Here is a 22571-nt window from a genome sequence, read left to right as displayed (position 1 = left end):
ACGTTATGGCCACGGATTCCTCCGACCGAGAAGGCATGCGGATCAACAAATACATTGCGCATGCAGGTGTATGTTCGCGTCGGGACGCAGACGATCTGGTCGAACAGGGTCGGGTCCAAATTGACGGAGAACGGGTGGACCAGCACGGCACCCGGGTGCAGGAGGGGCAGACCGTGATGGTAGATGGGGAGGAGGTCTACCCTCTCGAGTTTGAGTACCTCCTCGTGAACAAGCCGAAGGACACAATAAGCACCACCGACGACCCGAAAAATCGACAGACGGTTCTCGATGTAATCGGCGTTCCGGACGACAATCCATCTGGCCTGTTTCCCGTGGGGCGGCTGGACCGCAACACCACTGGGGTGCTTCTGGTGAGCAACGATGGGGACCTTGCCCATCGCCTCATGCATCCTCGGTACGAGATTCCCAAGATCTACTATGTGCGGCTGCAGGATCAGGTAAAGCCCCATCAGCTCGATCAGTTGAAGCGAGGCGTGGAGCTTTCCGACGGGGACGCGGCGGCCGATCAAGTCGCATACCTCGATCCGCAGCGCAAAACCGACATTGCCCTCGAACTGCACGAAGGCCGCAACCGCCAAATCCGTCGTATGATGGAGGCGCTCGGGCACGACATCGTGCAGCTGGAGCGGGCAAAGTACGCCACGCTCACCACCGGTCCTCTTCAACGTGGCGAGTGGCGCCGGCTAGAGCCGGAGGAAGTCCGCGAGCTCTACCAACGTGTTGATCTTCAATAATCTTCTTTCCCGATGTCCCAACCGGTAACGAACGGCACCCCCGACACCGCAACCAGCGACAAAATAAAGACGGAAGGTCTGACCTACGACGATGTTCTGCTCGTGCCGGGCCATTCCGAGGTCATGCCACGCGAGACAGATACCTCCGCCTGGCTGACCCAAAACATTAAGCTCAACGTTCCGGTCCTGTCCGCGGCCATGGATACGGTCACGGAGGCGGACATGGCCATTGCGCTGGCCCGCCAGGGGGGCGCCGGGGTGCTTCACAAAAGCATGTCCATTGAGGACCAGGCCGCCGAGGTGCGGCGCGTGAAGCGGTCGGAGAATGGGATGATCCTCGACCCGATCACGATTTCGCCCCACGACACGGTGGCCGATGCCCGCAGCATGATGGCGCACTACTCCATCGGGGGCATCCCGGTCGTGGACGAGTCGGACAAACTCGTGGGCATCGTGACGAACCGGGACGTCCGGTTCGAGCTCGACGGCGACACGCCCATTCGGGAAATGATGACCGTTGACGATCTGGTGACGGTGCCCGTGGGAACGACCCTGGATGAGGCGATCGAGATCCTACAGGCGCACAAAGTTGAAAAGCTCCCGGTCGTGGATGATGAGGGCTACCTGAAGGGCCTCATCACCTTCAAAGACATTCGCAAGCGCCGCAAGCATCCGAATGCCTGCAAGGACGAGCACGGCCGGTTGCGGGTTGGGGCGGCCGTAGGGGTGACGTCCGACGTCATGGACCGGGTGGCAGCCCTCGTAGAGGTCGGGGTCGACTTCGTGGTCGTCGACACCGCGCACGGCCACGCCGAGGGCGTCTTGGAAACGGTCCGGCAGGTGTCTGCACGGTTTGGGAGCGAGGTCGAAATTGTGGCCGGCAATGTGGGCACGGCCGACGGGGCCCGCGCGCTCATCGATGCCGGGGTGGATTGTGTGAAGGTTGGCATCGGCCCCGGGTCAATCTGCACGACCCGCGTGGTGGCTGGGGTTGGGGTGCCGCAGCTCACCGCCATCATGGAGTGTGCCGAGGAGGCACGTCCCGATGGCGTTCCCGTCATCGCCGACGGTGGCATCAAGCAAACCGGGGACATCCCCAAGGCGCTGGCGGCCGGCGCCAGTGCGGTCATGATCGGAAGCCTCTTTGCGAGTGTTGAAGAGAGTCCCGGTGAGACGATTATTTACGAGGGGCGAAAGTACAAAAGCTACCGCGGCATGGGCTCGGTGGAGGCCATGCAGGACGGAAGCAAAGACCGATACTTCCAGGACGCCGAGGACGAGCTCCGTAAACTGGTGCCGGAGGGCATAGAAGGACGCGTGCCGTACAGTGGAACCTTGAGTGAGGTGATCCACCAGATGAAGGGCGGGCTTCAGGCCGCGATGGGATACTGTGGCTGCGACGAGGTCCAGGAGCTCTACGAGTCGGCCCAGTTCGTCCGTACCACCGCCGCGGGGCTGCGAGAAAGCCATCCGCACGACGTGGAGATCACGAAGGAATCTCCCAACTACTACTCCGGATCCTCCAAGGAGTAGGGCATTGGTCCTCCGCGTCTCCCGGTTGCTTGTACCGCTACCTTCTGTATGTCCGATCGTATTTCTCGTGTTCGAGGTCGCCTCGACGACCTTCAGGCCGACGCCGTCTTTCTCACCGCAATGCCAAACATCCGATGGGCCTGTGGCTTCACGGGATCCAGTGGCCTGTTGATTGTCGGTCCCGAATCGGCCTCCTTCATAACGGATGGGCGCTACACAGACCAGGCCCGGTCGGAGGTGGAAGGGGCCGATGTCCACGTGGCCCAGAACGGGCTCTCGGAGCGCGTGAAGGAAGAGGGCCTTCTGAAGCCGTTTTCGCGCGTGGCCTTTCAGGCCGATCACGTCAGCGTCGCTCGTCGCGATGCCCTCGCGGAAGAGCATGAGGATGTAGAGTGGCTTCCGAAGACAAACCTACTAAACCGGCTCATTGGGCCCAAAACTGAAGACGAGGTCTCCCAAATATCCGCGGCGCAATCGATTACCGAAACCGTATTCCGAGAGATTATAGACCTCGTCGAACCGGGGATGACGGAACGGGAGATTGGGGCGGAAATTGTGTATCGCCATCTGAAGAAGGGGGCGGAATCAATGGCATTTGACCCCATCGTTGCCTCGGGTCCCAATGGCGCACGCCCCCATGCCCGTCCCACAAGCCGCCCTGTACAGAAGGGCGACATGGTCGTCATCGACATGGGATGTTTCCGAGACGGGTATGCGTCCGACATGACGAGAACGGTCGCTTTGGGCGAACCGGATGATGCGGCCCGGCGAGGCTATGACGCGGTGTTGGACGCTCAGCACGCGGCGCTCGATGCCGCGCGAGCCGGCATGACCGGCAAGGAGCTGGATGCTGTGGCCCGAGAGTCTCTTGAGGCGGTCGGACTGGCGAAGCACTTCACTCATGGGCTGGGTCATGGTCTCGGGCTTGAGGTACACGAGTGGCCCCGTGTCTCGCACACGGCAGATGAGGTGTTGCCGGCAGGTGCTTGTGTAACGATCGAGCCCGGAGTATACCTTCCGGAAGAGCAATACGGCGTGCGAATTGAGGACATCGTTGTCCTTCGAGAAGAAGGGTGCGAGAACCTGACGCATAGCCCGAAAGAGCTATTTACCTTGTGAAGGGCTGCATTTTGACACTGTTATTGCAGTGTGCAAATAAGTTAATGGGTACAAAGAGGCCAAATCTGCGCAGTGTACCCCACGTAACAGCCAGCGGTAAGAGGCTCACTAATTAAACGTGCGGGGGCTTCTCTCCGGTTTGTGATTTCCCTCAACCCCTATGCCGGGTAGTCGTCAGTTCCGTTTTTCTACCCAGGCGCTCTTGCTGTGCACCGGAGTCGTGCTGTTGTCAGGGCCGCTTTGGGCCTCATTTCGTCCCACGTGGCCCGTGTTGGTCGGGGCATCGTTCTTGGGAAGCACGGGGCTGTTGCTCCTTTGGCGTCGTGATACCCTATCGGTGCGGGCCGTGTTATGGGGAGCACTGCTCCTCCGAATCGCTTATTTGCCGGTCGGGCCAGGGTTGACCGATGACCTCTTCCGCTACGTCTGGGATGGATGGCTTCAGTGGGAGGGAATCAATCCGTACCGGTTTGTCCCGTCAGATCCGGCCCTTGCTCCTTTCCAGGACACGACGCTCTATGAGAACCTCAACTCCCAGGAGTACTACAGCGTCTATCCTCCGCTTTCGCAGCTTCTCTTTGCCCTCGGGGGACTGTTCTACGACGGGAACTGGACGACATCGTACTATGTGCTGAAGGCCCTATTCGCTGGGGTTGAGTTTGGGGGGGTCCTTGTCCTCGCCCGCTTGACGACCGCTCGAAATGTTCTGCTCTACGCGTGGAACCCCCTGGTACTTATCGAGACGGCCGGCCAGGGCCACACCGAAGCCCTCGTGGTGCTCCTGCTCTTGACGGCAGTATGGGCGGTTCGCCGCCAGTGTGGGGTGTGTGCGTCATTGGCCATTGCAGGGGCGGGGCTCGTTAAGATCTATCCGTTCGCGCTGGGCCCGTTCTTGCTTCGCCGATTTGGATGGCGGGCCGTCTGGCCAGGAGCACTGCTCGTGGTGGGCGTCAGCCTTCCGTACGCGGCCCCGTATGCTCTGCCCCACATCAAAGCGTCGGTCGACTTGTTTGCAGAGCTATTTGAGTTTAATGCGGGGCCGTATTATGCGATCAAGCATGCCCTTTGGGCCTGGACCGGGGCGGACTGGAGTAAGACGATTGGTCCAGTCTTCCGAGGCTTTTTCCTCGCATCGCTTCCTGTCCTGTACGGGCTGGATGCGTGGCATAAGTGGTCTTTTCGGCGCGCGTGCCTTGTACTCATCGGCACACTGTTTGTCTTCAGCACGACCGTTCATCCGTGGTACCTATTGCCCGTCATCGCGCTCGGGGTGGTGGGACCACGGCCAACGTGGCACTGGCTGTGGCTGGGCGTCTGCTCGATCGGGACATACCTCTTCTACGTGGACGGACCGTACTGGGTCTGGATCTGGATGGGGTGGGGCGGCGCTGCACTGGTATTCCTCGTCCGGGTCTGCACTCCGGATATTCGGCAGGACATGTCGGAGAGCTACCGCATGAAGTCCTCCGCTGCGGAGTGACTATCTCCTAATGCGTCTTCCAGTGCTGCGATTAGGTCCTCTGCACTGGTTTCGGGCGCGGCTCGCCAGTGGTACTCATCGTACCGCCGAAACCACGTGAGCTGCCGTTTGGCGTACCGCCGCGTGTTGCGTTTGACGAGACGCACCATCTCGTCGTAGTCGATGTCGCCTTTGAGGTGTTGGATGGGCTCCCGGTAGCCAATCGTGCTCAGCGGTGGTTCGTCCAGCTGTACGCCGTCAATGTCCATAACGTCACGAACCTCTTCCAGAAGACCCGCGTCGAGCATCTGATCGACGCGCCGGTTGATGCGATCGTAGAGTTTTTCCCGGTCTCGATTGAGGACGACGGTGACGTAGCCAAACGGCGGTTCCGGTTGGTTTTCATAGTAGTAGGAGAGTGTCTTTCCGGTGCCGTGGTACACCTCAAGGGCTCGAATGACCTTCTGAGTCTTCGTCGGGTCGGTCTCGGCGGCCTGCTTGGGGTCTACCTGTTCAAGCTCCTCATAGAGGGCGTCCTGGCCCTCAGTCTCCAGCCGTTGCTTCAGCTGCTCACGGACCTCATCGTCTACGTCCGGTATGTCTGCCAGCCCGTACTGGAGGGCATGCAGATACAGCGTCGCTCCCCCCACGACGAGTGGGCGGCGGCCCCGCGCAAGAATCTCCTGAATGCGGTCGTTGGCCGCTTCCGCGTACGCCCCGGCCGAAAAGGGCTCGTGAAGAGATCGCTCCCCAATGAAGTGGTGCGGCACGCGGCGGCGCGCATCCGAAGACGGCTTTGCGGTGCCGACTGTCAACTCCTCGTACACCTGTCGGCTGTCAACAGAGATAATCTCGGCGTCGAGCCGATCGGCGACGTCGAGACTCAGCTCCGTCTTGCCGACGGCCGTGGGGCCCGTAATGGCGAGAATAGGGTCGGATGCATCGGGCTCGGGCAGTGTCTCCATTTCGTTGTTAGTTGAGTCTACAAGCAACGGAAGGACTCCCCCAATTACTGATCCTCGGAGATGTTTTCGGAGCTGGCGCAGGGCATCCACATAAAAAACCCGCCGTCGGAGTTTTCCGACGGCGGGCGAGTATTCCGGTCCCTTCAACAGAAGGGGAGGACTAGTGCGTTACGCACTGGCCGTGGCCGGCTCCACCATTTCGTTCACGTTGAAGCCTTCCTCCTCGGACTTGGCCTTGGCGATGTTGTAGATAATCACACCGTATCCGGCCTTCGCAAGGACATCTGCGATTGTGTATCCGACCTGAAGGGCCACGATGGTTCCCGGCGTGTTGCTCGGGAACGCCTCAGGAAATGCCATCGGAATCATGTACGCAATTGGGTAGAAGCCCCAAGTAGCCAGAAGCAGAAGCCGGGCGTTGCCGAGAAGTGTCGACACGCGGCTGCTCTGTCGCTGGATTGTGTCTCCCAACTGAGTGAACAGTACGTACAGGATGTAAACGAAGGGAAGGGTGCTGAGGAAGCCCCAGAGACCACGGGTACCGAAGAGAGCCGCATTCTCGCTTACCTCTCCGGGGTAGCCCAGCGCGATCATCAGCGCCGCGGCAAAGCCAAGCTTCGCAGCCAGCGGGCCACGCTCGTTCTTGGGCAGGCCCATGACGAGCACCAGCTCAACGACCAGCAGCGGCACCGTGAGGAGCCAGTCTACGTAACGGTAGGCGTCATTGAAGAGCTCACCGGTGGGTTCGTACATGCCAGCCGCGGCGTTTAGGGTGTAGGCGGCCTCCCAGCTACTTGTGATTCGGAAGTAGTGGTACCCGGCAATGAACACCACTAGGGCCGAAACCATCATCGAGATCCGATACTTCGGCGCCAGGTTCTTGCGAGCCAGGACGAAGAACACGAAGGACGCCGTCATGGTCGCAACGGTGAAAGAGAACATGTTGAACACCAGGCTATACTGGCCCGGCGTCAGTGCAGGAAGTTCTTGTAGCATAAGGTATGTCTCGGTTGATTGGGTGATAGTGTGAGTGAGCCCGAACGCCTTGCAGAGGCGCCCGGAGTCATCCCAGCTATTTTGCTGACGGAAGCGGTACCGCGAATGCTCCTGTTAGCGAGTGAAAAACTGGGAACCACTAGTCAAACGATAAGCGTCATCCTCCGCGACTTCCAATGAAATCACAGATAGCCGGCCCGCAAATTGTGAGGGAGAAGTTACGTGTCAGGATGAAGAAATGCGTGGTTCTTGTTGGGGGGTGACCGCCCTGTGCGACCCATACAAAAGTAGGAGGATTCCCTGCACGACTAGGAGGTTCGTGAACAGGAAAAACAATGCTTCCTCCAGGGGCAATCCGAGTACCGAAGCGCCAATCGTGAACTCCGGCGAGATCGTCCAAATCTTAGAGTGGATCGCCACCGCATCCGCCACCCAAAGGTAGGCCGTCGGAAGAGCCGTCGTGGTAAATACACTGCCGCGGAAGGCCCAAAGCGTTTCTCCATCGTAGAGCCACATGCCCGCCAGGATGGGTGGAGCCCACACCAGGATGAGGGCGAGATAGAGCGTTGACGGGCGGCCGTCCATGAGTAAGAACGCCCCGAGCCCGGTAATTCCGCCGAAAATTGCTGCTCCGCCCCAAGATGCCGTCGAGGAGTACGTGCTCGTCGTCGGCGAGACCCGGTACAGGTACTGGTAGAGAAAAAGCCCAGTTAGGATCGGTTGTAGCACGAAGAACATGTATTCCTCAATGGGCACATACCCGATGGTCCCTACCACCCGGTTGGCGCCATACCACCACACCTCCTGGGCAACGAGGTAGTTGTCCCAGGGGGTCGTGTAGGTGAACGCGATCAGGCAGACAATTGGAATCGCTAAGTCGACTCGCAGGTCGTTCTCCATCTGTCTCGGACGCCGGTGGAACGCCACCATTAGGAGGATCGGAGGCACCAGGAAGACCAGATGGAACGAAAGGTAGCTCATTCAGCGGTATTGATATCTGATCTGGAGCGGATGATCACTCACGCTACGTTCTTCAGCACGACACGCGCGGCATTGCGCCCGGACGCTCCCATGATTCCCCCACCCGGATGTGTACTCGCACCCGTCAGGAAAAGATCGTCTACAGGCCCCTGATAGTTCGAAGACCCGAATAGAGGGCGCGCCGAAAACATTTGGTCAATGCTCATCTCAAGGTGCATCACGTTTCCCCGGTACAGCCCCAGATGCTTCTCTAGCCACTCTGGATGCTGAAACAACTGACCGACAATCGACTCTCGCGTCCCGGGTGCGTACTGCTCGAATTGCGTGAGCAATGTGTCCGCGACCCCTTCAGCAATGTCCGGCCATTCGTGCCCGTTGGCCAACTCATAGGGAAAGTACTGCCCCCAGAGCCAAAGCACCTCTCCCCCTGGAGGAGCAAGTGTATCATCTGCCGCGGAGAATGTCATCGCGATCAGAGGAGGGTCCTGCGCCGGCCGGCCGGCCAGATGATCCCCGTAGGCGCCTCGAAGCTGCGTCATGTCACGACAGAGCAGCTGTAGCCCCGTTCGCGCCTTCTGGTCGTCTGAGGTTGCCTCGTAGGACACGGGCTCGTCGAGCGCCAGACGCATCATCGCCCCGAATCCATTTCCAATTCGAAGCCCATCGGCTTCGTCCGGGCGATGCCGGGCAGGGAGGAGGTGATCGAACGTTTCTTTTGCGTGAGTGGCCGAGCACACGGCCCGGCTGGTGTAGGAGGTCCCGTTGACCCGAATGCCCTCTGCGTTCTCGTGGTTGACCAGGATTTTTTCGACGGGCGCATCGGTGTAAATGTCGCCCCCGTGGGCCTCGATGTGACGCTTGAGTGCCTGGGTGAGCTCGCCAGACCCCCCTTCAGGGCGTGCCACACCTCCTTCGTGGTACAGCGGGTGCCACAGCGCAAAGGGCCCGGTTAGGGGATCGGTTGGAGGGGGGCCCGATTGGGCCGCCATCCAGGCGATCGCCGTTTGCAGCTTCTCTTCCTCAAAGTAGGAGCCAAGAACCTCCTGATACGGGCGCAGGATGTGACGCAACTCCTCCTGCCAGGACAGGGGAGAGCTTGCCCCACTGATGAATTTCTTCCCGAGCTGTAAGGGACTGGGGGAGGTAAGAAAGATGTCCCGCATGGTGCGGGCAAACCCGATCCAATCCGTCACGAATTTGCGGTACGCTTTGCCCTCACCGGGAAAGAGTCGTTCAAGGTGATCGACGGTGCGATCCAGATCTCGATAGAAATAGATCACGTCGCCGTCGGGAAACGGCGCAACAAACATTGGGTCGAGCTCGATGTACGTGAGGCCGTACTGCTCGAGTTCGAGCTCCTCAACGATGGGGGTTTGCCGGATGAGGATATGGGCACTCCCTCCGAGGTCAATCTGGTACCCTGGAAAAAGCTCCTTGGTGGACACCGCCCCTCCTACCATCTCTCGTTCTTCGAACACCGCGACGCGGTAGCCAGCCTGCGCTACGTAGGCGCTCGTGATCAGTCCATTGTGTCCTGCCCCAATGGTGATTAGGTCGTAGTCGGTGGGCATAAAAGTAGATGTACTACGGGGAATGAAACAGTACTATAAGAAAACGCCCAGGCACGTCATTTTCACGGTGCGGGCGGATAGTTTCCGAAACCGTTGTGTCGTTTGTGCGTGACCATTAAGGCGTAGTGAAGTTTCTGTACCACGTGACGATTGGCGTTCGCTCACGGCCCCAGTCCATATACCTCTGCTCGCCGGCCATGAACTGGATCTACCAGGTTCTTAGTTTCTTCGTTGCCTTCGGCCCGATCATCCTCGGGACGCTCCTGTGGCACTTCATTTGGAGCGATGATTCGGGCTCGTCGGGAGGGCCTCCGGGTGGGCCGCGATGGCACCCAGCGCCGCCGCCGCCCTCATTCTCGGGGGACCGCCGCCCACAGCACGATGGGCCAGTTCGGACCCCTGACCTCCCCGAACGAGAATCTGCGTAAGTCCTCTCCGCCGAATGGCCCCCATCGACATTTCCCAACGCATCTCTCCGGCAACGGCCGTGTGGCCTGGTGATCAGGCGGTCGAGTGGGACTGGACCGTTCGTCTCGATCAAGACGGGGCATCCGTTAATCTGGGCTCCATCCATCTGAGCACACACACGGGGACTCACGTCGACGCCCCTCTTCACGTCGATAATCACGGCGACACGACCGATGACCTGCCGCTAAACGCTTTTATCGGGCCGGCACAGGTCGTTGAGGTGGAAGAGGACGCCTCGTCGATACGTCCAGAGCATGTCAGGCAGTTTGACGAGACGGGAGTGGAGCGGGTTCTGTTCAAAACCTCCGACAGTGTCTCTGCGGCCGACGAGTGGCCCGACGCCGTGGTTCCAATTCATCCGGACACGATTCATGCTCTCTCAGACGTCGGTACCGTGCTGGTGGGGACGGACGCACCGTCTGTTGATCCGCTCGACAGCACAGACCTTTCTGCTCACCGTGCGTTGCTGGACACTGGCATCGTAAATCTCGAAGGGCTCGTCCTAGCAGACGTGCCGCCAGGACGCTACGAGTTGATTGCACTGCCGCTCAAAATTATGGAGGGCGATGCGGCCCCCGTCCGTGCTGTGCTGCGGGAAGAACCTGCCCGGTAGCCCAGGGCGCGTCCCTGCACCGTCCCAACTCCCTCGTCTACTCCTCATCATTCCTGTTTGCGCTCATGGACCTTTTTAACCGCGATGAGCTGAAACGCCTTGCCCAGTTGGACGATGATCTTTGCATTTCGATCTACATGCCAACGCATCGGTTTCGGTCCGACTGGTCCCAAAACACAACCCGGTTTAAAAACCTCCTCCGGGACGTCCGGGATCAGCTCCGTGAGCAGGAATACCGAGAATCCGATATTGACGATATTCTGGGAGAGGCTCGCCAACTGCTCGACCGGCCTGGGTTTTGGCGCGAGCTGAGCGAGGGGCTCGCGGTGTTCTTGACCACCGATACGTCCGAGTTCTACCGCCTTCCGCTCCCGTTCGAGGAGGTGGCCATCGTTGAGGATCGCTTTCACTTAAAACCCCTTTTTCCCCTGATCGCGTCCAACAGCCGCTACTACCTGCTTGCGCTGAGCCAAAACGACGTCCGGCTCTATCAGGGGACGCATCAGGCCATCAGTGAGGTGGAGGCCGCCGAGATTCCCTCCGACATCGTAACGGCCGTCCAGCAGTACGAGGAGCCCCCCGAGCAAGGACTTCAATCGCACACACAAGCAGCACCGTCTTCGCCGGATGGGGGGGAGGCCAGCCAGATGCAACACGGGCACGGATCCTCCGAAGACCAGAGCCGTGAGCCTAAGGACCAGCTCAAGCGATTCTTCCGACGCATCGACGAGAGCGTGACGGACTTTATTGGAGGCGAGGAGGCCCCGCTGGTCCTGGCTGGGGTGTCCGAGTACCTCCCGCTCTACAAGAGCGTGAACAACTTTCCGCACCTCGTGGACGACAATATCATCGCGGGAAACCCAGAGCAGCTGGAGCTGAAAGAGCTACACCGTGAAGCGTGGTCGGTGGTCGAGTCGGTCCTACAGACCGTACAGAAACAGAAGCTCGACCGCTTTGAGGACCTGTACCACGAACACGCGGACCTTGCCTCCGACGACTTTCACGAAATTGTCCCTGCCTGCGCGTACGGCCGTGTGGACACGCTCTTCGTTCCGCAAGGTCAGTATCGATGGGGACGGTTTGATCCCGATAGCAACACGGTCAGGGTGCACGAATCGCAAGAGCCCGGGGACGGAGACCTTCTGAACTACGCTGCCCTCAAATCTTATTTGAGTGGGGCCTCGGTGCACGTTTTGTCTCCCGATGAAATGCCGGGCGGCCGTAGTGTCGCGGCCATCTTCCGATACGAGGCAGACGTCACGGCGACCGAGACCGGATAAAGTCCTGCGGACTAGATTCTCCAGTACGGCTCTTGCTTCATCAGGGCCGTGCTGGCGTTTGTACATGATAAATTTTGTTATCGTTGTCTGATGTGTGCGTTGTGAAATGTTTTATCGTAGGTACAGGTCGTTCACATGGATCTTCTCGACTCATTCTTAGACAGCCTCTCCTCATACCAAACCCGCCGAGCGTATCGGACGGACCTGCGTACGTTCTTTTCGGAGAAGCAAGACGTAGAGGCCGACCTCGTGCAGGCAGTCACGCACGAGGACATCCGCGCGCTCGTCCGAACAATGCGTGACCTCAACCTCGCAGCAGGCACTCAACGGCGGCGTCTCGCAGCACTCCGCTCGTTTTTCGATTGGGCGATGACGGAAAACGTCCACGACCGCAACCCCGCCCGTCATCCCGACGTAGAGCCGATGCCTCCAGAGAACGCGTCCTCATCCGAGCGTGTGCTGACAAAGCTGGAGGTGCGTGACGTACTGGAGGCGGCCGGCGCGTCCGAAGAGGCTGGACTTCGAGATCAGGCGATTATCCTCATAATCGTCCATTTGGCCCTGCGACGGAGCGAGGTCGCGGGAATTGAGGTCGAAGACATCCGGCCCCTGGGCCGACATTGGATTCTCGAGGTGGGCAACGCGGACGCGGGAGCCGAATACGTTCGCATTCCCGATCAGGTGGTCGATATAGTCGACAAGGTGAAAGCCCAGTTCGGGGTGACCGCAGGACCGCTGTGGCGGTCAGCAAGCAACCGAAACCACGGGGAGCCTCTATCGGCAGACGCGCTGTACACGATCGTCCGGCGAGCCGGAGAGTCCGCTGGGGCCGGCCCGCTCACGATCGACGCGTTGCGCCGCACCGGGCTACGTCTCGCGGCCGATGGCGGTGCGTCGCTCGCGCAGATTCAGGCTCACGGACGGTTCGGGAATTCGGCCGCGGCAGCTCAGGTTCACGACACGGACACCGCCGGGGGCACGCTCCAAGACAGCGCGGCGGCGTACATTGAGATGGACGTGTCGGGGGTGCTCAAAGACGGCTAGGGACCGCGTACAGGTCTCAAAGTGCTCCTCTGTAATAACGGTACATAATAAGCGTTATGTTGCGTTTTTGCGGCCATCGGTCTATGTTGCTGCTGTGCATTGCACGAGTTGCTGATGTGGTCAATGCAGATCACTGAACGGCCCATGTGCAAAAGCGACTGCGCCCTCCTACATTGTTCGGCGTAATGACCTCTCCGATGGCCTCAGACAGCCAAGTCGGCGGTGATGAATTCGTGGAGCATCCAGTTGTCTTCTTGTGTATGAACACCATCGGTGGAGTTTGGCTCTTCTTCGGAGTCGACCTATTGAGAAAGGGACTCACTGGAGACTCGAGGACCAGCGAAGACAGCGTTTTGATGACCCACGTGCCGGACCTGATCTCCGGTCTCATGTTGACCGTGCTCGGCGGATGCTTCTGCCTGGGGTCAATCATCTGGATCTAGACACGGGCCGGCGCCTCTCGGACGTGAGCGTCCGATCCTTCTTCCTGCCTCTATCCTCGTGAACCATCGCCTGCAACATGTCCGATTCGAGACAGAACTCAGACCCTCAACTCACGCAGGACACTGACGCGGAGGATTCGCTTCAAAATGTCTCTCAGCGAGGCAACGAGAATCGTCCGTACAATGCCCCGTCCGATGCCCAGTGCTCGATTGAGTCCGACGAGGTGCTCGTGCAGCGCTGGCTCGCCGAGAAAAGCGCCCGGACTCAGGAAGGATACGCCCGCGACCTCGAACAATTCGTCGAGTTTGTAGACCTTCCTCTCCGGTACGTGACGCTCGGCCACCTGCAGGAGTACCGTGAGCGCCTCAAAGAAGACGGATACGCCCGGTCCTCGCAGAAGCGAAAGTTGTCGGCCGTCAAGAGTCTCTTCACGTTTGGAACGAAGCTCCGGTACTTCGCCCACAACGTCGGGGCCGCCCTCTCCACGCCATCCGTCCGAAACGACCGCGCCGAGCGGATTTTGTCGGAGGCGGACCTGTGGGCCCTCCTGCGCGACGAGCGCGACCTGCGCAATCACGTGCTGCTCCGCCTGTTCTACGCCTCCGGCGGGCGCATCTCGGACGTCGAGGACCTACGCTGGCGCGACCTGAAGGACCGACCGGACCTGAACGGGCCGGACGCACGGCCGGGCGGACAGGTCACATTCTTCGGAAAGGGCGGTAAGACCCGCGCCGTCACCTTGTACAACAAGGTGTGGAGCCTAATCATTCGTCTGCGCGAAAACGAGAAATCTGAGGGCTACGGAGCCACGGACGATCCCGTCTTCCGATCACAGAAAGGCGGGTGCCTCTCGCGATCCCAAATCTGGCGAATCGTGAAGAAGGCAGCCGTGCGGGCCGGCGTCAAGCTCACCGAGAAGACGGGGCCGAGTGGCGCCGTGAAGCGCGACGAGGACGGAGAGGCAATCATGACCTCTGAGGTGTCCCCCCACTGGTTCCGACACGCCCACGCGTCTCACGCGCTGCAGAAGGGAGCCGATCTGGAGCTCGTCCGCGACACGCTGGGCCACGAGAGCATCGAGACGACGAAGACGTATCTCCACGCCCAGCCGGGCAAGTCCTCCTCCTACTACGTGGACGAAGCGCCGGACTTCAACGGGTAGCGATGTCTACCCTTTCCGGGCAAGCACATCCAGTTGGTGGGCGATATACGTCAGCTGTCCGTCTTCAACCTGCCGGCGGCGGTCTGACAGCCAGTTCGCAAACGCGTCATCGTCGAGTGCCGGGTGCCCGCGGAGCTCGTTCTCGATGAAATGCAGAATGTGGTGGAGGAAGTACGCCTCATCCGCCGGGTACTCCCCGTCTTGAGGCCAGATAATCCAGTCCGACCCTCCGACCTCCAAAAGGGATGCTCCTGCATCCTGGAGGTGCGTCAAGAGGCGACGCCCCGACTGGTCCCCCGCTCGGCCGTCGTCTTGATCGGTCGTCATGCTCTCGTGGTACAGGGTTTCAACGCGTCTGTCCAGGCCAGAGTCGTGCGGGGGCTCGAAGGCCGTCACGCCATCGAAATGGATTGGCAGATACCACAGGCCGCCCTCGTGGAGCAGCGGCCGCAGCGTCTGAATCGCGTCGGTGATTCTCAGCAGGTCGAACAGGGCCTGCCCGACAATTGCGTCGAACCGGTCTCCGTCGTGCGCCTCGGCGAAGTCAAATAGGTCCGCCGTCACCAGCTCGAGAACAACGGATTCGCCGTCCGCCGACCAGACCTGTGGAGAGCGGCCAGAAACCTCGAATCCGTGCTGCTCCGCCCACGTCCGCAGTTCAGACGACGCTGTCTCAAGCACCGCCGGATTCCGGTCTACGAGCGTATACCGCAGCGTCTGTTCGGTGTGCACGTCCAGGGCATTGACGATGCGCTCCACAGTGGCCCCGACGCCGGCCCCGACCTCCAAAATGTGAAGCGACGAGGCACCGTCAAGCTCCTCTATGAAACGGGACCATACTCGACGATTGAGGGCACGGCCGTCAATGGATTTCTTCGCCTTCAGATACCGGGACAGGCGGTACGCGTCCGGAGCAGTCACAGACAGAAGTGGTAGGTGGAAAAGGTTACGCCGTGTAAGAGGCCCACGCAGTATCGTCCTCCCAGATTTTCACGGTGACGGTCTCCAGTTGTGTCGTGTCCAGTTGCTCCGTCAGTGCCGTACAGAAAATGCGGGAAAAATGCTCGATGCTCGGGTTCAGTCCCTCGAACTCGGGCAGGTCGTTCAGGGTGGCGTCTTCATACCGGTCCACGAGAGACTCAAGGACCTCTTCCACCTCCACGATGTCGACAAGGTATCCGTGTTCGTTGAGGGTGCCTCCCTCCAGCGCGACCTCAACGTCAAAGTGGTGCGAATGCCACTCGTTTTCGGGGCCACAGTTGGGGACGGTGAGATAGTGCTGCGCCACGAAGTCGCGGCGAACCATCAGTTCGTACATGGCAATGCCGTAGGAGTGAGGAGAAAACGGTTTAGTCGTACTCGAATACGGGCTGGAGCATCGAGGGATCAGTCGAGAGCTGCTCGTATGCTGCAGGGGCCTCGTCGAGGGAAAACGCCTGTGAAATGAGGTCGCTCGGAGTAAGGGTGGGCAACAGGTCGAGCACCACGGACATGCGTCGGTCTTTTGTCCATCGGCCCCGGAGCGACGGAGCGATGGTGCTAACTTGACTGGAAATGATCTGTATCCGGGAACGGTGGAAGTGACGCCCGAGGTCAAGGGGGGCCGTTTTGGTGCCGTACCAGGACCCCACCACGATGCGCCCGCTAAATGCCGTACCCTGAACCGCATCGTTCAGCACGGATGGCTGCCCCGTCAGCTCAAACATCAGGTCGGCACGCGAGGCGTCCGAGCTGGGGGTGTCGGTCTGCGGATCCAGCTCCAGCTCCGACGAAGACGCCACGGCCGTCGCCCCCAACGATGCCGATAGGGCCCGTCGCGGAGCCGACGGCTCGACGGCCCAGAGTGCACCGAGCGGATGCCGAGACAATAGCTGGGTGGTGAGCAGTCCCACGACGCCCTGACCGAGCACGATAACCTGCTCCCCGACCATGGGCCGCCCATCCATGACTAAATTCACGGCCGTCTCCACGGACGGGATCAGTGCAGCGTCCGCGACGGACACAGAGTCAGGCACGCGGATGAGGGTGTCTGGGGACGTTACGAACCGCGACACGTGGGGCTGGAACGAAAAGACAGTACATCCCTCCCACTCGCTGTCGACATCGCTGCCTACAGTCTCGACCTTCCCGACGCAGGCATATCCGTAAGAAATCGGGTAGGAAAAATCGGCACCCTCGAACGCCTCAATCGTGGTATCGGCCGCGAGGTCTTCCGGAACGTGTCCCTCGTACACAAGCCGCTCGGTGCCGGGACTCACGGCCGAGCACTTCGTACGCACGACCACCTCGTCGGGCGCAGGATCCGGAACGGACTCAGTCACGACCTCAACCTCCCCCGGTGCTGTGAACTGAACCCGCTGGCGGGTCGCATCTGCCATGGACTGGATCTCTTCCTAACTGCGTTGGGAAAGCGTCGGGGAAGACCGTTCATTCAGATGCGACGGGCCACACAGGGTCGCCCTCCAAAACCAAATCCTCTCCATACCACCGCTGCTGGATGTTGTCCAGCCGGGGAAAGTCAGACCGAGCGTGTGTGTCCTGGTCTTCGGGGGAGAGAGACGAGAGGGCCGGCGTTCCGCCCACAAACATCGGGGCCATGGTCACAATCACGCGCTGAGCACACCGACGCCGCAGGAAAGAGGTGAGAATGCTCGTCCCCCCTTCCACCATCACACTGGAAAAGTCTCGGTCGCCAAGGGTGCGTAGAAGCGTTTTGACGCAGATCCCCCCCTCGGGTCCACAGGACAGTTCAATGACGGTGCCCCCGCGCGCCTCAAGTCGCTCTTTGCGGTCCGCGTCGGCCTCGGGACTCGTCACAATAAGCGGATCCGGGCCGTCACCCGTAAGAAGCTGCGCATCGAGCGGGAAGCGAAGCGACGAATCCAGCACGATCGGAACCGGATGTGTCCCGTCGTTCCGCCGAACAGTGAGGCGCGGGTCATCGGAGAGCACGGTTCCGATACCGACAAGAATGCCGTCGTGAAGCGCACGGAGCTGGTGTGTGAACTGAAGGGCCTGTTCACTGCTGATGGGAAGTGGTGTGCCCGACTCGGAAGCGATCGATCCGTCCAGGCTCTGCGCGTACGTCACCGTCACGAACGGCTGACCCTCCTCTGCGAAGTGCCGATCAATCCGTTGCTTCAAGTCACGAAGAGAAGTCCCGTGGGCGTTGCCTTGGGCGTGCCCGTTCGCGGGCCCCAGGTCCAAGATGTGACGCATCCGGTTCACCTTCGTCCGGAGATACTCCGCATTGTGCCGGTTCACATGGGGCTCAAGCGAAATCCGTTCTGTGATTTCAACCCCATGTTCCGCGAGGCTCTCGATCTTCTGCGGGTTGTTGGTCAAGATCTGAGTGGACGACACTCCCAGGTCATCAAGGATTCGCGCAGCGATGGCGTAGTCACGCTCATCGGCCCCGTGCCCAAGGATTCGGTTCGCCTCGACGGTGTCGTACCCATCGTCCTGGAGATTGTAGGCGCGAAGCTTGCTGAGGAGGCCAATTCCACGTCCCTCCTGGCGGAGGTAGATAAGGATCCCTTGGCCGTTCTTCGCAATCCGTCGCATCGATGCGTCAAGCTGCTCCCCACAGTCGCAGCGCAGGGACCCAAGAACGTCTCCGGTGAAGCATTCAGAGTGTACGCGCACTAGAACGTCCTCGCCATTCTCTACGTCCCCGCACGCGAGTGCCAAGTGATCTTTGTCGTCCTTACTGTTTTCGTATAGGGAGAGCGAAAACTCACCATCTACAGTGGGAATGCGGGCACTCGTCAACCGATCGACGGAAGGTATTTCCATATCGGGAGTGGGTGAACCGAGACAGGAGTGAGGGGAATTGCTTTCGGCTTGCGTGAACCAGCAAGCCTCTGTTCGGAAGGGTCATTGGAATTCGACTCTAGATCAACCGGTTCCGCGACGCACGGTTTTGGAGAGACTGTTACGGGGCAAGGTGGGCCCTGCTGCCGATTTCAAAATTTATCTCCAATTGCAATAACAAAACCTGACGAACAGCTCAAGGAGGGCGTGAATTATGATCGAAGGCATGGTTTTACTCGACGGCCTCGGGGGTTTCAGGGAGTGCATCCCAAACGTTCGGGGTTGCCGATGGTAGAGAAAAGCCCTTTTGAGTGTAGACGTGGTTTGTAATTGCGCCTTCAGACATACAGAACCGTCCATGCGCTTCCACCCAATTGTCGTTGGGGCTTCGTACCCCAGTATTACTCGTGGCCTGAGCGCCGATCTCCTTGCCGCGCAGGCACTTTCTGGTACCGCGTATCCGGTTTGCACCTCACATGTCGTCGCCGGGGACGGCGTAGTTACTGACGTGCTCGACGTCCCGACGGACACAGTGTCCGCACAGCTGGAGCACCTATTCGAAACCCGAAATCCGACCAGTGCCAAGGTAGGCATTATCGGCGCCACTCCAACAGTAGACCGGGTCTTCGACCATCTTCATTCTCTAGAGGGACCGGTCGTCTACGACCTCACGGTGAGCGGTCCCAGTGGCGAGGACGTCGTAGAACAGGAAGGACTAGAGGCGATCGTCGAACGCCTCAGTGAACCAGACTTGGTGACGATCCGGCGTACAGATGCCGCCCTGGTTGCCGGCATGGAAATTCCCAGTCTAGATGATGCTCAGGTAGCTGCCCAGCGAATCGCCCAGCAAGGAGCCGAACACGTTCTGATTCGTTGTGGAAAGCTTCCTACGCACTTCTACGAACAGGAAGGGTCTGCCCCAGACTACGCGCTAGACCTATTCTTCGACGGGGACGACTTTGCCCTCTTTGAGGCCCCATATCTTGACAACCTTGAGTCTCACCACGGAGCATCAAGCGGGCTTTTGCTACCGTTTCTCCACAACCTCCAGGCCGGCATGGAGTTAGAACCAGCGTTGCAGAAGGCCAAGGGCCGCGTCTCCGAAGCCCTCCGGGCTCGCCAGCAGGACGAAGGGGACAACCCAGACGCCACCTTTTTTAAGACCCTAGAAGAGGAACCAACGATGGCTGAGGTACAAGACTAACTCCCCTCGGCCCCTCCTCCCTTTCAAACACGGTACCACTCTCATGCCCAAGGACGCAAAGGACGATCCGAGTCAGTCGAAGGCCACAATCTACGATGTCGCCGATCATGCTGGCGTGGCCATCTCAACCGTCTCGCGAGTGCTAAACGATTCGGAGGATGTGGCCGAGCAGACCCGCGATAAGGTGATGCGGGCCATTCAGGAGCTTCAGTTCCGCCCAAACCGGACTGCGAAGTCTCTTGCCCAACGCTCCACGCGAACAATCGCCGTGGCGCTTCCCACCTTCACGACGCCCTTTCACAATGAGCTTCTGAAGGGGGTGCGTGATCGGCTCGACGAGGAGGACGTGGACCTGCTGCTCTGCGACCTGGAATGGGAAGCCCCCAAGCACTCCCTGCGGAGCTTCCTCGAGGGCGGGGCCATGGATGGGCTCTTGCTTGTGGGCGTCACGCCGGACGAGGAACTCGCCGACGAGTTGCGGATGCTCGGAGGCCCGGTGGTGCTCGTCGGGGCTGAATTGGACGGCTTTGATTCCTTCTACTGGGAGGAACAGCCCGGTGCCGAGCTTGCGGTCAACCACCTCATCGACCAGGAGTACACCCGGATCGGCGCCATCACGACCCCCCACGATACCTATGTCCGCAACGAACGGATCGCTGGGTACCGCCAGGCACTGGAAAACGCGGGGATCGAGTTCAATTCAGACCTTGTGGTGCACGGTCACACCAGCAAGCACGACGGGTTCAGCGAGGAATCCGGCTACGAGGCGATGCAGGATCTCCTGGCCCTCGACGAACCCGTCGAGGCCGCCTTTGCCAGCAGCGATGTCCAGGCAATCGGCGCATGGCAGGCACTCCGGGAAGAAGGGTTTGAAGTGCCCGACGACTTTGCCTTTGTCGGGTACGACGACATCAAGGTAAGCCGGTTCATCGGGCTGAGTAGCGTCGCCCAAAACATGCACAATGTCGGGAACGAGGGCACCGATCTTCTCCTGGACCGATTGGAAAAACGAGGTCCTGAGCAGTACACCTCCCGCTTGGTAGAGCCGGAACTCCACGTTCGGAAATCGAGCCAGCGTCCCAGCTAGCTTCCTCCTCTGAAAATATGTCTCGTCGACACACCGGCGCGAATCTCGCGGCGGGACACGAGCAGTCCTTCTCTCACCTACATCTCACTCTTTAACTGTGGCGGAGCACCCCATGGACGACCAACTCATCGAAGACCAGTTAGACCATACGATCGAACGGACCGATTTTGACGACCTCGGAGAGACCTACCACGGAAAGGTCCGCGACAACTACCAGCAGGGGGATCGGCGCATTCTGGTCACGACCGACCGGATCTCTGCCTTTGATCACATCCTCCCTCAGACCATTCCATTCAAGGGGCAAATCTTGAATCAGACGGCTGCCTACTTTTTCGAGGCCACGAAGGACCTTGTCCCCAACCACGTCCTCTCCGTTCCGGACCCCAACGTAACTGTCGCGAAAGAGTGCACTCCCATCCCCATCGAGTTTGTTGTTCGGGGGTACCTGGCCGGACACGCCTGGCGAGAATACGACCGGGGTACGCGGACCCTTTGCGGGCAGAGCTTGCCGGATGGACTGCGCGAGAGCGAGCGGCTGCCCGAACCAATCCTTACCCCCACTACCAAGGCCGAGGAGGGCCATGACCAGGACGTGACCCGAGAAGAGGCGCTCTCGGACACCGGCCTTGATCCGGCAACCTACGACCAGCTCGCAGAGTGGGCCCTTGCGTTGTACCGACGCGGACACGAGATGGCCACGGAGCAGGGCCTCCTTCTTGTCGACACGAAGTACGAGTTCGGACGCACGCCCGACGGAGATCTCGCGCTAATCGATGAAGTGCACACGCCCGACTCCTCCCGGTACTACTACGCAGATGGCTACGAGGACCGGCTCGCTGAAGGCCGTCCGCAGAGACAACTCTCAAAGGAATTCGTCCGGGAATGGCTCATGGATCATGAGTTCCAGGGCCGGGCCGACGACGAGATGCCCACCCTCCCGGATGCATTCCGGGCAAAGGTGACAAGGCGCTACGTGGAACTGTTTGAGAAGGTCACGGGCCAGACCTTCGAGCCAGACACCCATTCCGCCCCCAAAGACCGCATTCATTCGGCTCTTGGGGATTACGTCGTTCAAGGGTCACACTAACCGCTCGGCGTTACCGTCGCCCCCATCGGATCTGTGGCGTACGTATCGGGGCGACGGTCCCCAAGCACGTCGTTGTGGGCATTGATGCCACGGTCCCGGGCCTCGTGTGGATCAACCTCAACAATCCCCACCACGTTCGCCGACTCTTCGGCCCGCGTCAAAATGGTGCCCGAGGGGCCACACACTTCGCTCATCCCAATAAAGCGGAGGGACTCCCCCTCCTTTTCTTCTCGTCCGTGCCGGTTGGCCGTAATGGTGAACACGTGGTTCTCACGGGCCCGAACCGGCATGGAATCGGGACAGTGTGGAAGGACCAGGTTCGAGGGATGTGCAATCACGTCTGCCCCTCTGAGAGCAAGCGTGCGGGCTGCCTCGGGAAAATACCAGTCGAAGCAGACCATGACCCCGAGACGGTACGATGTCCCCGCTGAGGAGTCCACCTCAAAGACCCGAAAGCCCAGGTCCCCGGGCTCGAACAGGGTCGTCTCCTCGTAGAAGAGGTGAACCTTGCGGTACGTGTCTACCCGACCGTCGGGCCGAACAATCACCGCGCTGTTGTAAAAATTGTCTCCGTCCCGCTCCGCCAGCCCCGCCACGAGCGTTGCCCCGAGCGCGTCGGCCCAAGACCGCAGCGCAGCCACGGACTGCCCGTTCGGGATCGGCTCGGCAACCTTTTCCAAATCGTCTTTTGACTGAAAGAAGTACCCGGACGTAAACAACTCGGGCAGAACAATCAGATCTGCTTCCACGGAACGAAGTAGCGACTCGACCGCGGCAAGGTTCTGATCCACCTCAAGATACGCCGGGGCAAATTGGAGATAGGCAGCTCTCACGGGCACTAGACACTAGGACAGGGACATACGGACCGATGCCTCAACGGGCCTGCGCCCTGGACCCTCCAGCCCATTTCAACGGCGCAGGCCACAGAGGACACCGTCTCTCCAGTTCCCTCATGAGCAGTGAAGGAAGAGTGGATGTCTTTTAGTGTAG

Annotated in this window: 21 protein-coding genes; 12 read left to right on the top strand and 9 right to left on the bottom strand. The window is 60.0% G+C overall.

Features of this window, described 5'->3' with window-relative positions:
* Positions 1 to 5: 5 nt before the first annotated feature.
* The 4 genes from OJB03_RS07685 (at position 6) to OJB03_RS07670 (ending at position 4887) form a co-directional block, all read left to right on the top strand.
* Positions 6 to 755 (top strand): pseudouridine synthase, encoded by a 750-nt coding sequence (locus OJB03_RS07685; protein WP_263786326.1) that lies wholly within the window; start codon positions 6 to 8, stop codon positions 753 to 755.
* A gap of 12 nt (positions 756 to 767) precedes the next feature.
* Positions 768 to 2288 carry an IMP dehydrogenase gene (gene guaB / locus OJB03_RS07680; protein ID WP_263786325.1) on the top strand — a complete coding sequence of 507 codons (1521 nt, stop codon included), beginning with the start codon at positions 768 to 770 and terminating at the stop codon, positions 2286 to 2288.
* Between the two features lie 48 nt (positions 2289 to 2336).
* Positions 2337 to 3407 (top strand): M24 family metallopeptidase, encoded by a 1071-nt coding sequence (locus OJB03_RS07675; RefSeq protein WP_263786324.1) that lies wholly within the window; start codon positions 2337 to 2339, stop codon positions 3405 to 3407.
* Between the two features lie 160 nt (positions 3408 to 3567).
* Positions 3568 to 4887, top strand: coding sequence for an MptA/MptB family glycosyltransferase (locus OJB03_RS07670; RefSeq protein ID WP_480919089.1), 1320 nt, complete (start codon positions 3568 to 3570; stop codon positions 4885 to 4887).
* On the opposite strand, the gene miaA is transcribed toward OJB03_RS07670, so the two are convergent.
* From miaA to OJB03_RS07650, 4 genes are all read right to left on the bottom strand, one after another.
* On the bottom strand, positions 4857 to 5831 hold the full coding sequence (miaA, locus tag OJB03_RS07665) for a tRNA (adenosine(37)-N6)-dimethylallyltransferase MiaA (protein WP_263786322.1): 975 nt from the start codon (positions 5829 to 5831) through the stop codon (positions 4857 to 4859). The genes OJB03_RS07670 and miaA overlap by 31 nt on opposite strands.
* Before the next feature lie 168 nt (positions 5832 to 5999).
* On the bottom strand, positions 6000 to 6827 hold the full coding sequence (locus tag OJB03_RS07660) for a bacteriorhodopsin-like (RefSeq protein WP_263786321.1): 828 nt from the start codon (positions 6825 to 6827) through the stop codon (positions 6000 to 6002).
* A gap of 225 nt (positions 6828 to 7052) precedes the next feature.
* Positions 7053 to 7808, bottom strand: a complete 756-nt coding sequence (locus OJB03_RS07655) for a lycopene cyclase domain-containing protein (RefSeq protein WP_263786320.1) — start codon at positions 7806 to 7808, stop codon at positions 7053 to 7055.
* Positions 7809 to 7846: 38 nt separating this feature from the next.
* A complete protein-coding gene (locus tag OJB03_RS07650) occupies positions 7847 to 9379 on the bottom strand; it encodes a phytoene desaturase family protein (protein ID WP_263786319.1) in 1533 nt (510 codons plus the stop codon).
* Between the two features lie 442 nt (positions 9380 to 9821).
* Between OJB03_RS07650 and kynB the strand changes: the two genes are divergently transcribed.
* The 5 genes from kynB to OJB03_RS15760 all read left to right on the top strand — a co-directional run bounded on the left by kynB (position 9822) and on the right by OJB03_RS15760 (position 14390).
* The gene (gene kynB, locus OJB03_RS07645; protein ID WP_263786318.1) at positions 9822 to 10460 is read left to right on the top strand and encodes an arylformamidase; all 639 of its coding nucleotides are present in this window, start codon (positions 9822 to 9824) and stop codon (positions 10458 to 10460) included.
* A gap of 65 nt (positions 10461 to 10525) precedes the next feature.
* Entirely contained in the window at positions 10526 to 11740 is a 1215-nt protein-coding gene (locus tag OJB03_RS07640; protein WP_263786317.1) for a baeRF7 domain-containing protein, read from the top strand.
* 135 nt (positions 11741 to 11875) lie between these two features.
* The gene (locus OJB03_RS07635) at positions 11876 to 12784 is read left to right on the top strand and encodes a tyrosine-type recombinase/integrase (protein ID WP_263786316.1); all 909 of its coding nucleotides are present in this window, start codon (positions 11876 to 11878) and stop codon (positions 12782 to 12784) included.
* A gap of 185 nt (positions 12785 to 12969) precedes the next feature.
* Entirely contained in the window at positions 12970 to 13227 is a 258-nt protein-coding gene (locus OJB03_RS07630; RefSeq protein ID WP_263786315.1) for a hypothetical protein, read from the top strand.
* Between the two features lie 77 nt (positions 13228 to 13304).
* A complete protein-coding gene (locus OJB03_RS15760) occupies positions 13305 to 14390 on the top strand; it encodes a tyrosine-type recombinase/integrase (protein WP_423816367.1) in 1086 nt (361 codons plus the stop codon).
* A gap of 6 nt (positions 14391 to 14396) precedes the next feature.
* Here OJB03_RS15760 and OJB03_RS07615 read toward each other — a convergent pair whose 3' ends face one another.
* From OJB03_RS07615 to ribA, 4 genes are read right to left on the bottom strand one after another with little or no spacing between them, the layout of a single operon-like run.
* The gene (locus tag OJB03_RS07615; protein WP_263786314.1) at positions 14397 to 15311 is read right to left on the bottom strand and encodes a class I SAM-dependent methyltransferase; all 915 of its coding nucleotides are present in this window, start codon (positions 15309 to 15311) and stop codon (positions 14397 to 14399) included.
* 25 nt (positions 15312 to 15336) lie between these two features.
* The gene (locus tag OJB03_RS07610; protein ID WP_263786313.1) at positions 15337 to 15708 is read right to left on the bottom strand and encodes a 6-pyruvoyl trahydropterin synthase family protein; all 372 of its coding nucleotides are present in this window, start codon (positions 15706 to 15708) and stop codon (positions 15337 to 15339) included.
* A gap of 31 nt (positions 15709 to 15739) precedes the next feature.
* Positions 15740 to 16768, bottom strand: coding sequence for a zinc-dependent alcohol dehydrogenase (locus OJB03_RS07605; protein WP_263786312.1), 1029 nt, complete (start codon positions 16766 to 16768; stop codon positions 15740 to 15742).
* A gap of 49 nt (positions 16769 to 16817) precedes the next feature.
* The gene (gene ribA, locus OJB03_RS07600) at positions 16818 to 18185 is read right to left on the bottom strand and encodes a GTP cyclohydrolase II (protein ID WP_263786311.1); all 1368 of its coding nucleotides are present in this window, start codon (positions 18183 to 18185) and stop codon (positions 16818 to 16820) included.
* 376 nt (positions 18186 to 18561) lie between these two features.
* Here ribA and thiD point away from each other — a divergent pair, with 376 nt between their 5' ends.
* The 3 genes from thiD to OJB03_RS07585 all read left to right on the top strand — a co-directional run bounded on the left by thiD (position 18562) and on the right by OJB03_RS07585 (position 21581).
* The gene (thiD, locus tag OJB03_RS07595) at positions 18562 to 19407 is read left to right on the top strand and encodes a bifunctional hydroxymethylpyrimidine kinase/phosphomethylpyrimidine kinase (RefSeq protein ID WP_263786310.1); all 846 of its coding nucleotides are present in this window, start codon (positions 18562 to 18564) and stop codon (positions 19405 to 19407) included.
* A gap of 43 nt (positions 19408 to 19450) precedes the next feature.
* On the top strand, positions 19451 to 20494 hold the full coding sequence (locus tag OJB03_RS07590; RefSeq protein WP_263786309.1) for a LacI family DNA-binding transcriptional regulator: 1044 nt from the start codon (positions 19451 to 19453) through the stop codon (positions 20492 to 20494).
* 112 nt (positions 20495 to 20606) lie between these two features.
* A complete protein-coding gene (locus OJB03_RS07585; protein ID WP_263786308.1) occupies positions 20607 to 21581 on the top strand; it encodes a phosphoribosylaminoimidazolesuccinocarboxamide synthase in 975 nt (324 codons plus the stop codon).
* Here OJB03_RS07585 and OJB03_RS07580 read toward each other — a convergent pair.
* The gene (locus OJB03_RS07580; protein ID WP_272507222.1) at positions 21578 to 22420 is read right to left on the bottom strand and encodes a nitrilase-related carbon-nitrogen hydrolase; all 843 of its coding nucleotides are present in this window, start codon (positions 22418 to 22420) and stop codon (positions 21578 to 21580) included. The genes OJB03_RS07585 and OJB03_RS07580 overlap by 4 nt on opposite strands.
* Between the last annotated feature and the right edge of the window lie 151 nt (positions 22421 to 22571).

The organism is Salinibacter grassmerensis (assembly GCF_947077765.1).
Taxonomy (GTDB): domain Bacteria; phylum Bacteroidota; class Rhodothermia; order Rhodothermales; family Salinibacteraceae; genus Salinibacter; species Salinibacter grassmerensis.
The sequence above is the reverse complement of the archived record's forward strand: the minus strand, read 5'-3'. Positions and strand labels throughout refer to the sequence as shown.